This is a genomic window from Asticcacaulis sp. MM231 (assembly GCF_964186625.1).
GTDB lineage: Bacteria > Pseudomonadota > Alphaproteobacteria > Caulobacterales > Caulobacteraceae > Asticcacaulis.
The window spans coordinates 87,082-99,729 of sequence record NZ_OZ075108.1 but is presented as its reverse complement, the minus strand read 5'-3'; the positions used below and the strand labels follow the sequence as shown (position 1 = coordinate 99,729).

14 protein-coding genes are annotated in these 12,648 nt (G+C 59.1%); 11 read left to right on the top strand and 3 right to left on the bottom strand.

Going from position 1 to position 12,648, the window contains the following annotated elements; genetic code table 11:
- Positions 1-67 precede the first annotated feature (67 nt).
- The 7 genes from ABQ278_RS00455 (at position 68) to ptsN (ending at position 5,943) form a co-directional block, all read left to right on the top strand.
- Positions 68-688: a ribonuclease D gene (locus ABQ278_RS00455; RefSeq protein WP_349320713.1), complete on the top strand. Its 621-nt coding sequence runs from the start codon at positions 68-70 to the stop codon at positions 686-688.
- 24 nt (positions 689-712) lie between these two features.
- Complete coding sequence (gene lptC / locus ABQ278_RS00450; RefSeq protein ID WP_349320712.1) at positions 713-1,405, top strand: LPS export ABC transporter periplasmic protein LptC; 693 nt, start codon at positions 713-715, stop codon at positions 1,403-1,405.
- Between the two features lie 56 nt (positions 1,406-1,461).
- Entirely contained in the window at positions 1,462-1,968 is a 507-nt protein-coding gene (locus tag ABQ278_RS00445) for an LptA/OstA family protein (RefSeq protein ID WP_349322186.1), read from the top strand.
- Between the two features lie 8 nt (positions 1,969-1,976).
- A complete protein-coding gene (lptB, locus tag ABQ278_RS00440) occupies positions 1,977-2,747 on the top strand; it encodes an LPS export ABC transporter ATP-binding protein (RefSeq protein WP_349320711.1) in 771 nt (256 codons plus the stop codon).
- A 211-nt stretch (positions 2,748-2,958) separates the two neighbouring features.
- A complete protein-coding gene (gene rpoN / locus ABQ278_RS00435) occupies positions 2,959-4,479 on the top strand; it encodes an RNA polymerase factor sigma-54 (protein WP_349320710.1) in 1,521 nt (506 codons plus the stop codon).
- Between the two features lie 249 nt (positions 4,480-4,728).
- On the top strand, positions 4,729-5,340 hold the full coding sequence (raiA, locus tag ABQ278_RS00430) for a ribosome hibernation-promoting factor, HPF/YfiA family (protein ID WP_018080624.1): 612 nt from the start codon (positions 4,729-4,731) through the stop codon (positions 5,338-5,340).
- A gap of 138 nt (positions 5,341-5,478) precedes the next feature.
- Positions 5,479-5,943, top strand: coding sequence for a PTS IIA-like nitrogen regulatory protein PtsN (gene ptsN / locus ABQ278_RS00425; RefSeq protein WP_349320709.1), 465 nt, complete (start codon positions 5,479-5,481; stop codon positions 5,941-5,943).
- 100 nt (positions 5,944-6,043) lie between these two features.
- On the opposite strand, the gene ABQ278_RS00420 is transcribed toward ptsN, so the two are convergent.
- Positions 6,044-6,463, bottom strand: coding sequence for an Hsp20 family protein (locus ABQ278_RS00420; protein ID WP_349320708.1), 420 nt, complete (start codon positions 6,461-6,463; stop codon positions 6,044-6,046).
- A gap of 36 nt (positions 6,464-6,499) precedes the next feature.
- Entirely contained in the window at positions 6,500-7,456 is a 957-nt protein-coding gene (locus tag ABQ278_RS00415; RefSeq protein ID WP_349320707.1) for an alpha/beta hydrolase, read from the bottom strand.
- A 282-nt stretch (positions 7,457-7,738) separates the two neighbouring features.
- Here ABQ278_RS00415 and ABQ278_RS00410 point away from each other — a divergent pair, with 282 nt between their 5' ends.
- Positions 7,739-8,242: a hypothetical protein gene (locus tag ABQ278_RS00410; protein ID WP_349320706.1), complete on the top strand. Its 504-nt coding sequence runs from the start codon at positions 7,739-7,741 to the stop codon at positions 8,240-8,242.
- 19 nt (positions 8,243-8,261) lie between these two features.
- Positions 8,262-8,900 (top strand): CatB-related O-acetyltransferase, encoded by a 639-nt coding sequence (locus ABQ278_RS00405; protein ID WP_349320705.1) that lies wholly within the window; start codon positions 8,262-8,264, stop codon positions 8,898-8,900.
- On the opposite strand, the gene rimO is transcribed toward ABQ278_RS00405, so the two are convergent.
- On the bottom strand, positions 8,897-10,315 hold the full coding sequence (rimO, locus tag ABQ278_RS00400) for a 30S ribosomal protein S12 methylthiotransferase RimO (RefSeq protein WP_349320704.1): 1,419 nt from the start codon (positions 10,313-10,315) through the stop codon (positions 8,897-8,899). The genes ABQ278_RS00405 and rimO overlap by 4 nt on opposite strands.
- Positions 10,316-10,434: 119 nt before the next feature.
- Here rimO and fsa point away from each other — a divergent pair, with 119 nt between their 5' ends.
- Both fsa and ABQ278_RS00390 read left to right on the top strand, forming a co-directional pair.
- Positions 10,435-11,088 carry a fructose-6-phosphate aldolase gene (fsa, locus tag ABQ278_RS00395; RefSeq protein WP_349320703.1) on the top strand — a complete coding sequence of 218 codons (654 nt, stop codon included), beginning with the start codon at positions 10,435-10,437 and terminating at the stop codon, positions 11,086-11,088.
- Positions 11,089-11,210: 122 nt separating this feature from the next.
- A complete protein-coding gene (locus tag ABQ278_RS00390) occupies positions 11,211-12,416 on the top strand; it encodes a heparan-alpha-glucosaminide N-acetyltransferase domain-containing protein (RefSeq protein WP_349320702.1) in 1,206 nt (401 codons plus the stop codon).
- Positions 12,417-12,648: the final 232 nt, after the last annotated feature.

Genomic DNA, 12,648 nt, shown 5'->3' with positions numbered 1-12,648 from the left:
CGGCGTTTGGGATTAGGCCAAATCCCAAAGGGGCATTGTGAACAGCTCCAGCGAAAAGGCATGTATTTTGACCGTATTTTATCACGAAGGCGATCTGCCCGATGGTCTTGATCTCGGCGCGTCCGTCGCCATCGATTCCGAGACCATGGGCCTGCGTTTCCACCGCGACCAGCTCTGTGTTGTCCAGCTTTCCGCCGGTGACGGCCACGCCCACGTCGTGCGCATGGCGCGCCCCGGCTATGATTGTCCGAACCTCAAGAAGCTGCTGGCCGATCCGAACGTGCTCAAGCTCTTCCATTACGGCCGCTTCGATATCGGCATGTTCGAGCTGCACCTGGGTGTCACCACCTCGCCGGTCTACTGCACCAAGATCGCTTCGAAACTGGCGCGCACTTACACCGATCGCCATGGCCTGAAGGATCTGACCCGCGAACTGCTGGCTGTCGATCTCTCCAAGGCGCAGCAAAGCTCGGACTGGGGCGCCGGCACCTTGTCGCCCGAACAACTGGCCTATGCGGCTTCGGATGTGCTGCACCTGCACGCCCTGAAAGAGAAGCTCGATATCATGCTGGCGCGCGAAGGCCGCGACCATCTGGCCAGGGCGGCGATGGCCTTTTTACCGCACCGCGTCAAACTGGATTTGGCAGGATGGGAAGATTGCGATATCTTCGCGCATAGCTGGGCATAATCCGCTCCAATTGACAGGCCAATTATGACCCTGACGGACCTCCACGAACCGCTGCAGCCTTTGGGTAATGCGGCGCCGATCGACTTACAGGTCGAAAAGGCCGAGCGTCAGGTGCGTCTGGCGCAACAGGTTGCGGCCGTGCGCCGCCGCTCGCGCATGATCGCCTTCCTGCGCAAAGCCTTGCCGGGTTCGATTATCCTGCTGGGCCTGCTCAATGTCGGCTGGATCGCGGCCCAGACCATTATCAATTCGATGAACGTCTATAGCGCCGCCACCAGCGAAGTGCGCATGACCAATCCGCGCTATTATGGTCAGGGCTCCAGCGGCGACCACTTTACCATCAGTGGCCTGGAGGCAATCCGCAAGTCGCAAAACGCGACCACGATCCAGCTTAAAGCGCCGTATATGGAATTCAAGAACGGCGATAACGAACGCCCGACGCGCATTTCGGCGGCCAATGGCGTTTATGACCAGACCAACAACACCTTCACCCTGAATGGTCATGTGGTCATGGAGGCCGGTGGATCGGATTTCGTGGTCAAGACCGAGCAGGCCATTGTCAATCTGGAGAATTCGACCGTCTATGGCGACAAACACGTTGAAGGAACGGGTTCGGTGGGTCATATAGAGGGAGAATCCTTTATCATTTCCAATGACGGACGTGTCGTTGATTTCAAGGGTAAGGGCGAGACCAAGGTCTGGGCGCAGATACAGTAATCAAAGGTTTTTCGCCGCAATCCGGCGCGAAGGGCTCTCTAAGGGATGACGACGTGATGAAGACGCATAAGGTTGTGGCGGTGCTGGCGGCGGTCGGGCTGGGTTTTGGCCTGTCGGGTGCCGTCCAGGCGCAGGTGTCCGGTCAGGGTGGTCCTGTCATGGTTGGCGGCGACGCCATGCACCTTGAAGAAAACACCCATACGCAGGTGTGGAATGGCCGCGTCGAGGTCAAGCAGGACGACGCCCGCCTGCGCGCTGATAATATTCGCATCACCTTCGCACCCGGCGAAGGCGGCAGCGGTTTCGGCCCCGTTCAGGTCATCGAAGCCACCGGCAACGTCTATTACGTGACGATCGAAAACACCATCAAAAGCGATCAGGCGGTCTACACCAAGACCTCCGATAATCTGATCTTCACTGGCCAGGTTATCCTGACGCAAAAGCAGAATGTCATGACCGGCAGCCGTCTGGTCTATCAGGTCACCAACAAGGTGACCAATTTCGACAACGGCAATGGCCGCGTCAAGGCGATCATCTATCCCGATAAAAAACCGGCACAGTAGACCATTCAATGAACCGTATTGAAGAGCTTCATCCGTCTCCGGTCAAGGCTGACCTTACCGAAGGTATCGTCGTGGACGGCATCGGCAAGACCTACAAGGAACGCGCCGTCGTCAAGAGTGTGAGCCTGAAGCTCGGCCGTGGCGAGGTTGTCGGGCTTCTGGGGCCCAACGGCGCCGGCAAGACCACCTGCTTCTATATGATCACTGGCCTGATCGAAGCCGATTATGGCACGATCAAGCTCGATGGTCAGGATATCACCCACCAGCCGATGTATCAGCGCGCCCGCATGGGGCTGGGCTATCTGCCGCAGGAAGCCTCGATCTTCCGCGGCATGTCGGTGGAGCAGAACATCCTGGCCGTGCTCGAACTAAATGAAAAGAACCCGGCGCTGGTGCGCGAAGAAACGACGCGCCTGCTCGAAGAACTGCGCATCACCCATATCCGCCATTCGCCGGCAACCGCCCTGTCAGGGGGTGAGCGTCGCCGCGTCGAAATCGCCCGTGCGCTGGCCGGCAAGCCCTCCTTCATGCTGCTCGATGAACCTTTCGCCGGTATTGATCCGCTGGCGATCTCTGATATCCGCGAAGTGGTCATGTACCTCAAGAGCCGCGGCATCGGCATTCTGATCACCGATCACAATGTCCGCGAAACGCTCGATCTTGTCGATCGCGCCTCGATCATCCACTCCGGCGAGGTGCTTTTCGAAGGCACGGCCGACCAGATCACCCACGATCCGGAAGTGAAGCGCGTCTATCTCGGCGAGTTTTTTAATACTTAACGGCCTTGACCCGTTAATGTTAACGTTTCGACAGGAATTGTTAACGCAATAATGCCAGACATTATTTTCGTACGGTTTCCGCAAAAAATGACGGGAGCTAAAGAAATATAGACGTTTTTCGCTCAGTATGACGCGAACATGTTTTTCGTTTGGCGCGCAATACACCTGAAAAGTGGCAACCACTTTATCGGATTGCGCTTGAAGGTCTGAAATGGCGCTCGGTCAAAGATTAGAACTCAAGCAGGGACAGGGGTTAGTGATCACCCCTCAGTTGCAGCAGGCTATCAAGCTGCTGCAACTGTCGAATCTTGAGCTTGAGGCGGTGATCGAGACCGAACTGGAACGCAATCCGCTCCTGCAGCGCGATGACGCCGATCCGGTCGGTGACGCCAACGACTTAGATGCGCCGGCAGAGACCAGCGACAGCGGCGAATCACGCGAACTGGAACTGAGTGACCGCGATACCATCGCCGCCAATTCCGATCTCGATGCCTCGTCTTCCGATGTTTATGGCGATGATGAGCCGGTGGTGCGCGAGCGCGAATTGGTTGTCTCCGACTCCAACGAAGGCCCGGTGGTCGACTGGTCCAAGGCGGGCACGGGCGGCACGGGCTTCGATGGCGACGAAGATATGGAACGCGCCCTGACGCGCGAAAAAACCCTGACCGAACACCTGACCGACCAGGCCCTGATCGCGCATTTCAGCGCGTCGGAAATGGCGATCGCCCAGATCCTGATCGATGCCGTCGATGAGGCCGGCTATATGCGCGTGCCCCTGACCGAGATCGCTGATCGCCTGGGCTGCGAGCTGGCCCTGGTCGAGAAGGTGCTTGGCACCTGCCAGGGGTTTGAGCCGACCGGCATCATGGCCACCAGCGTGCCGGAATGCCTGAAACTGCAACTGGTCGAGCGCAACCGCTTCGATCCGGCCATGCAGGCCCTGATCGATAATCTTGAGCTTCTCGCCCGCCGCGATCTCAGCGCCCTGCGCAAGGTGTGCGGTGTCGATGAAGAAGACCTGAGCGAGATGATTGCCGAGCTGAAATCGCTCAATCCGCGCCCCGGCTCCGCCTATGGCGCCGAGCCGTCGCAGACCGTGGTGCCCGATGTTTTCGTGCGCGCTGATGCCAATGGCGGCTGGCGCATCGATCTCAATTCCGACACCCTGCCGCGCGTTCTGGTCGATCAGAAATACCACACCAAGGTGGCGACGGCGGCGCGCTCCGAATCCGAGAAATCCTATCTCAACGAGTGTTTGAGCCAGGCCAACTGGCTGATCAAGAGCCTGGATCAGCGCGCCCGCACCATCCTCAAGGTATCGGCCGAGATCGTCCGCCAGCAGGACGCCTTCTTCGTCTATGGCGTCGAATATCTGCGCCCGCTCAATTTGAAAACCGTGGCCGACGCCGTGGGGATGCACGAATTGACCGTATCGCGCGTCACCTCCAACAAGTATGTCGCCACGCCGCGCGGCGTCTTCGAACTGAAGTTCTTCTTCACCTCATCCATCGCCTCGAATGACGGCACCTCGGCCCATTCGGCGGAATTGGTGCGTCACAAGATCAAGACCCTTATCGACGGCGAGAAAAACTCCGGCGAGATCCTGTCGGACGACCGCATTGTCGAAATTCTGAAAGAAGCGGGTGTCGATATCGCCCGCCGCACCGTGGCGAAATATCGCGAAGCCTTGCGCATCCCGTCTTCGGTCGAGCGCAAGCGTCAAAGCCGCTAACGCACTTTCCGGTGTGCGGCAGTCTGCGCCTGCCCCGTGATTAAACTGATAAAAAACAAGGTGAATGGGGTGCTTTTCTGTCGCACCTCCTACACGATTTCTTGACTTCCCATCAGGCGCAAGAGGCGTACAGTACGAGCCGTACCCGCAGGGATACGCCCTGGGTGCCCATTGCCGCCGGCCGCTCAACATTCGTCTTTGGCCGGCGACGAAGTTCTTGTTGTTTTAAGAACGGAGCGACATATCGCTATGCAAATTCAAGTCAGTGGAAAACAGGTCGAGGTCGGTGACGCCTTGCGCGAGCGCATTGAAACCGAACTTACGTCAGGCATCGCCAAATATTTTGAACGCGGCGGCGACGCCGAAGTGACCATCTCCAAGCAGGGTCACTTGTTCAAGGCGGATTGCTGGGTCAGGCTGGCCTCGGGTCAGACCCTGATCTCGCACGGTTTTGGCGGCGACGCCCATTCGGCCTTCGACGGTACGCTCGACACCATGGAAAAGCGCGTGCGACGCTACAAGCAGCGCCTGAAACAGCATCATAACGGTACGCCGGCCAAGGAAGAAACGGCCAATGTCACGGTCCTGCGCGCCTTCGATATCGAGGATGACGCCGACGAAATCGATGACGGCATGGATCACACCTCGCCACCGCACTCGATGATCATTGCCGAAACCGAGCAATCGCTCCGCACCATGACGGTTTCGATCGCCGTGGCCGAGATGGAGTTGTCCAACTATCCGGCGATCATGTTCCGTAACGCCGCCCATGGTGGCCTGTCGGTCATCTATCGCCGCCCTGATGGCAATATTGGCTGGATTGATCCGCAACGTACTGCCCCGAAGACCATGACTCAGTAGACGGCTCAACCCTTGGTGCGTGAGGGGTGGCTTGACCTTGTCGATCCATCCCTCTATGGCAGGGCTGCGACTGCGATCTGGTCGTTGTTGCAGCCCTTCCGCACGTTGGCACCTGTCTGATCTGACCATGGATATACAATGTTTCTAACGAGCCTGCTGGACAGACACGCCATCCTCGGCAATGTCAGCGTCAATTCCAAGCGTCAGGGTCTGCAAATGGTGGCCGATATTGCGGCGCGCCAGTTGGGTCTCGATTCGGCTGAGGTGCATCAGGCTTTGCTGGAACGTGAAAAGCTGGGCTCGACCGGTGTGGGCCTCGGCGTAGCCGTGCCGCATGCCGCGCTCAAGGGGCTTGACCGTATGCACGGCATCTTCGTGCGTCTGGAAACCCCGGTCGATTACGATTCGATAGACGACATGCCGGTTGACCTGATCTTCGCCCTGCTGGCGCCGGAAAACGCCGGTACCGAGCATTTGCGCGCCCTGGCCAAGGTCTCGCGCGTGCTGCGTCAGAAGGATCTGCGCGAACAACTGCGCAAGACCGACAAGCCGGACGCCCTCTATGCCCTGCTTACCGGCATCGCGGATTCAAACGCGGCTTAATCCTATTTGCTGCGCAAATAGGATCAAGCCTCTTTCGTAAGGGATACGCCGCAACGGCGGCGGCGGGCGTTGCCAAAATTCAAAGGTATGAATTTTGGAATTAACCCACAACCTCAATCGGTATAAGCTTGATCTCTTCGCTGGCCTTGGGGCGGTGAAGATCGATATGCAGAAGCCCGTAGGCCAGGCTGGCCTTGCTGACCTCCAGCCCATCACTCAGCACAAACGCGCGGTTAAAGCTCCTGAGCGCGATGCCGCGATGCAGATAATCGCGCGTATCGGTCTCGCCGGTGCGATCGCGGGTCGCCGAAACCGTCAGGTGCGCACCCTTCACCTCGATGCGTAAGTGTTCGGCTGTAAAACCCGCGACGGCGATGCTGATGCGGAAATGATCTGCGCTCAAGGATTCGACATTGTAGGGAGGATAGTTGTCATGGCTGCGGCCGATGCGCTCGATCAGCAGGCGCATATCATCGAAGCCCAACAGGTAGGGGCTGTCAAAAACCATAGTCCGCGTCATATCAGCCCTTTCCAGTCATGCGCAGGATATAGGGCGTCAGACCTGAGTTTCAAGAAAGCGCGTGAGGGCGGCGCGCGCCTGCGGTTCGCTAAGCGTCGGGGTATGGCCGGTATGGTCGATATCGACGCGGGTGAAATCACGCGCCATGCCGGCCATCTTGCGTGCCTCACCGGCATCAAGCACATCCGACAGCGCACCGCGCACCAGAAGCAGTTTGCGGGCGGTGGCCAGACTGGCATAGCAGGGCGCCAGATCATAGGCGCTGAGCGCCACTGTCATGCCCTTGAAGGCATCGGTGATGCTCGGGTCGTAGGCGAGGTGCAGATAGCCGTCGCGGCCCTTTTTGAAGACGCGGCGGGCCATTTTCAGCCAGTCATCCTGGGTATGACCGGGGAAGGCCAGCTTGTTTTGTTCAGCGACAAAAAGGGCGGCCTCCTGCCAGTTGCGCATGGCCTTGCGCGGCAGGGCGGCGAAGGCGGAAATGCGCGCCAGGCCCTTCGGAGCCACGGTAGGTCCGATATCGTTGAGCACGGCTGATTTGACCAGGTTGGGACGCAGGGTCGACAGCACCATGGTGATCATGCCGCCCATCGAATTGCCGATAAAGATGGCCTGGCCGATCCCCATGGCGTCGCACAGGCCCAGCACGTCCTTGGCGTAGGTCCACAGGTGGTAGTTCATGGCGTCGGGATCGTTTTCCGACAGGCCGCGGCCGCGCATATCGGGCACGATGACGCGACGATCGAGCGCGGCGATAGAGGGGGCCACCTCCTCGAAATCGGCGCTGTTGCGCGTCAGGCCATGCAGGCAGATGACCGGCAGGCGCACGCGGCCGGGGGCGGCCGGATAATCGCGGGCATAGAGACGCAGGCCGTCATCGCTCGACCACCAGCGATCGTGAAAGGCGGGCGCCTTGCGAACCACGCCCTCGGCCGGTATGCGGGCCTCGTGCGTATAGTTCAGTTCCGGCAGCGTGTCCTTGAGATTGATCAAAGGTCTGGACCCTGTGTGGCTTGGGGCGGTTACGTAAAATCCCTAGGCTAACTTCACGCCACATAGATGAAAAAAATGCAAACGCAGGAGGTTAAGCCGGGGTTCACCGCGTCCATCTTGCCTTTTCTGTGCGGAATGGCTAAAGAGAGGCAGAGCCTTGAGGTGAGGCTCAGCCCTGCGAAAGACCTCCGGTCACCCTCACGCACACGGTTGCCGTTATAAAATCTGCTCTTTTGTGGCTTTTCTGGATGGGGAAAAGGCCTTGTACAAAGGAGATATCCCATGCCTGATACGCATGACCTCAAGCCCCTCGATGCCTATAAACGCGACGCCGCGAAACTGCTGAAAGCGGTGCGCGCCGACGATGTGAGCGCGCGTGATCGCTTCCGCCGGCTGGAAAACGCGCCTCAGGGTGTGCAGCTCAAGCACGCCCTGACCGTGATCGCGCAGGAAGCCGGCTTCCCCAACTGGACGGCCTTGAAAAGCGCTGCGGAAGAGGTCGATTTTTCCGAAATCTTCACCGCCCCCAGCCTCAAGGATTCGATCAATCACTGGTTCCGCGATTACGATGCGGCCAAAGCGCACCAGCAGGCGCATGGCGGCGTCCTGTTGCCTTACCGTCACCAGGCCTTCGTGACTTCGCTCGAAATCCTGCCGCGCCTGGGCTACGAAAAGGACGATCCCGACTGGAAGGACATCGGCTACGATTTCATCCGGCCGGCTTCGACCGAGGCTTTGGCGCGCATCAAGGCCCGCCTGTCACGTCGCCTGACGGCGAAGTTCTGATCTCAAAAAAGGTTATCCCATGTCTCTTCTCAAGGCGGATTCCGTCCACCCGATCACCGCGCCAAATGGCACGGTGATCACCAGCACGGTTTATCTGCAAAACGTCATCGACCATCCGCGCATCTCGGTCGGGGCCTATTCCTATGCGTCGAATGCCTTGCCACAGGCCAACTGGGCGCAGACCCTGGCACCCTATCTCTTCCCGATCAGCAAGGAGAAACTCACGATTGGCAAGTTCTGCCAGTTTGCCCATGGCACGACCTTCATCACCTCATCGGCCAATCATCCGATGGGCGGGTTTTCGACCTATCCGTTCAAGGTGTTCAGGCCCGAAACCATGATGGGCTATATCGACCTTCCGTTCCGCGATACGGAGGTCGGGCATGATGTCTGGATCGGTCATGGCGCCACGATCATGCCGGGCGTCACCATTGGTTCTGGCGCCATCATTGCCTCCGGCGCGGTGGTGACAAAGGACGTCGCGCCCTACACTATTGTGGGCGGCAATCCGGCGCAGGTCATCCGTCAGCGCTTTTCAGATGAGATTATTTCTGATTTATTGGAAATAAAATGGTGGGACTGGCCGATCGAGAAAATCGAAGCCAGTCTTACCGCCATAGAAGGTGCAGATATCGACGCGCTGAAAGCGGCTGTTTAGCGGCGCGTGATCAGATTGTGCATCCGGCGTGGGGTGGCACCCGGCACGCGATTGAGCTTGATCAGGCCTTCGGGCTCGCCCCACAGGTCATAGGCGTCGGCCTTGGTCACCCTGGCCCTGACCAGGTCGCCGGCCTTCAGGCCGCTGAAGCCTTTAAGGAAGATGTGCCCGTCGATTTCGGGCGCATCGCCTTTGGTGCGGGCGATGGCGGTGCCGTCATTGCGGATGTCATCGACCAGACAGTCCTCGATGCGGCCCACCTTGGCCTGCAGCTTGTGCGCCGAAATGCGCGAGGCCACGGCCATGAAGCGCGCTAAGCGATCCTGCTTGACCTCTTCGGGTACATGATCGGGTAGCAGCTTGGCAGCGGCCCCCTCGACGTTTTCATAGGCGAAGGCGCCGACGCGATCGATCTGCGCGGCTTCGAGCCAATCGAGCAGGAAGTTGAAATCGGCCTCGGTCTCGCCGGGGAAGCCGACGACGAAGGTCGAGCGCAGGGTCAGGTCAGGGCAGATTTCGCGCCATGACAGGATGCGGTCGAGCGTCTTTTCCTGATTGCCGGGGCGCTTCATCGCCTTGAGGATCTTCGGCGACGCGTGCTGGAAGGGGATATCAAGATAGGGCAGGATCTTGCCCTCGGCCATCAGCGGGATGACCGAATTGACGTGCGGATAGGGGTAGACATAGTGCATCCGCACCCAGATGCCGAGTTCGCCAAGCCCGCGCGAGAGGTCCTCGAACGAAGCGTTCCAGTTCTGGCCGCGCCATTCGCTCTGGGCGTAGCGGATATCGAGCCCGTAGGCGGAGGTGTCCTGCGACACGACGAGCAGTTCCTTGACGCCGGATTTGGCCAGGATCTCGGCCTCGTGCAACACGTCGGCCACGGGGCGAGAGGCGAGATCACCGCGCAAAGACGGGATGATGCAGAAGGAGCAGCGGTGATCGCAGCCTTCGGAAATCTTGAGATACGCATAGTGCTTCGGCGTCAGGCGCACACCGGCTGAGTTTTCCGGCACCAGCGGGCGGAACGGATCGGGCCTTGGCGGCACCACGTTGTGTACGGCGTCCATGACGGCGTCATACTGGTGCGCGCCGGTGACGGCGGCGACATTGGGGAAGCGCGCACGGATCATCGCCTCTTCGCCGCCCATGCAGCCGGTGACGATGACCTTGCCGTTTTCGGCCAGGGCCTCACCGATGGCGTTTAGGCTTTCTTCCTTGGCGGAATTGAGGAAGCCGCAGGTATTGACCACAATGACATCGGCGCCGGCATAGGAGGCCGAGGTGTCGTAACCCTCGCCCTTCAGGCGCGTCAGGATGCGCTCGGAATCGACCAGCGCCTTGGGGCAGCCGAGCGAGACAAAGCCGACCTTAGGTTGGGCATCAGAAATTTTGGACACGACGGAACTGGTCATAGGAAAAAGCTTGAACTTGTGGGGGGATGATGGCTTAAGCCTCCATAACCACAAATTCGCGCCGGTTGGAAGCTATTCCTCGTAGCTGGCCCTCCGTGCAACCTTACAGGAACCCCACAATGCTGCTTTTTGCTGATACCGCCGACACCAAGATCCTTGCCGAACTGCTTGAAACCGGCCTGATCGACGGCGTCACCACCAACCCGACCATCATCGCCAAGTCCGGCCGCAACATGTTCGACGTGATCAAGGAAATCTGCGACATGTGCGAAGGCCCGATCTCAGCCGAAGTGGCCGCGACCGACGCCAAGACGATGATCCTGGAAGGCGAGAAGCTCGCCAAGATCGCCACCAACGTGGTCGTCAAGGTGCCGCTGACGCTCGAAGGCCTCAAGGCGACCAAGGAATTTTCGTCGCAAGGCCTGATGACCAACGTCACGCTGTGCTTCTCGGTATCGCAGGCCCTGCTGGCCGCCAAGGCCGGCGCCACCTTCGTGTCGCCCTTCGTCGGTCGTCTCGATGATATCGGCGCCGATGGCATGGAGCTGATCCACAATATCCGCACCCTCTACGACAATTACGATTTCGACACCGAAATCCTGGCGGCCAGCCTGCGTCATCCGGGCCACGTCGCCGAAGCCGCCCTGGCCGGCGCCGATTGCGCCACCCTGCCGCCGCAGACCTTTAAGGACATGTTCAAGCACCAACTGACCGACAAGGGCTTAGAGACCTTCCTGGTCGACTGGGCCAAGACCGGCCAGTCGATCCTGTAAGATCGAACGGGACTGACCTGAAAAAAGCCCTCTCCCACCGCGGAGAGGGCTTTTTTTGTGCCGGCTTGCCAAGATTAACCTTTGCGATAAAGTGACCGCGTTATCCGATGGGGGATGCCGTGATGAGCGAAGACCAGCAAACCGACACCGCTACAGGGCCGATCCGGACCGAGGTGGCGCGAAGGCTCGATATGATCGACCTTTTGCGCGGATTGGTGATCGTGCTGATGGTGCTCGATCACACTCGCGATTACATGCATCAGGGCGCGCTGGCCTTCGATCCGCTCGATCTCGACAAGACGACACCGCTCCTCTTTTTCACGCGCTGGATCACCCATCTGTGCGCCCCGACCTTCACCTTTCTGGCGGGCGTTTCAATCTTTCTGCAGGCGGCGCGCGGCAAGACCGGCTGGCAACTGTCGCGCTTTCTGCTGACGCGCGGGCTGTGGCTGGTGGTGCTCGAAGTCAGTCTGATCAGCTTCGGTTTCAATTTCGCCGTGCCGTTCTTTTTCCTGCAGATCATTTTCTCCATGGGGGTGAGCATGATAGCGCTGGCCGCACTGGTGTGGCTGCCATCGCGCCTTATCCTGCTGCTGGGCATCGTGATCGTGGCCGGACATGGCCTGCTGGCCGGCGTCAGCATGGACAGCCTGACCGCGACCGGCCAGATTCTGTGGCGGTTGGGGATGCAGCCGGGCGGGCTCGGCGCCGTGCCGGGCATGAGCGTCTATCCGGTCATTCCGTGGTTTGGAATCATGTGCCTGGGCTACGGATTGGGGCCGATCTTCGCCATGGAAGACCTGGCGCGTCGTCGTGCCATCACCCTGCTGGCTGCCGGTCTGATCCTGCTGTTCCTGATCCTGCGCCTGCCCAATCTCTATGGCGATCCGCAACCCTGGGCATGGCAGGCCAATCCCGGCCTGATGCTGATGGATATTCTGAAGGTCTCGAAATATCCGCCGTCGCTCGATTACACCCTGATCATGCTAGCCTTGGCCATGTGTCTTCTGCTGGCCCTGACGCATCTCCCGAAGCTGTTTCAGGCACCGCTGCTGGCCTTCGGGCGCACGCCCTTCCTGACCTATCTGGTGCACATCTATATGGTGCATGTGGCAGCCATTCTGGTCGGGCTGGCGCAAGGCATACCGCCGGCGCATTTCACCAATTTCCTCGGTGATCCGTCGCGCCTGGCCGCTGATGCCTATGGCCTGACCCTGCCGGCGGTCTATGGCGTCTGGCTGGCCATTCTGGTGCTGCTCTATCCGATATCGAACGCCTATGCTCGTTACCGGATGCGTCACCGGAAGTGGTGGCTGAGCTACCTTTAGAAGGCAGACTTAATTTGTGCCTTCTTCATAAAGGTAGAGCGTAATGGGGCAATCTTGCTGATGGGCCCAATTAATGGCTTCGGAAATGGATATGCCATCACGCTTATCAAATAGGACATAAGAGGCTGCTTCTTCGTTGCCTATTTCTGCCTGATCAGAATCCTTAAAAGCATTGTCATGCCATATGGCTTCTATAATTGCTTGTACGCGTTTCTAGCGATATTTCCGCACA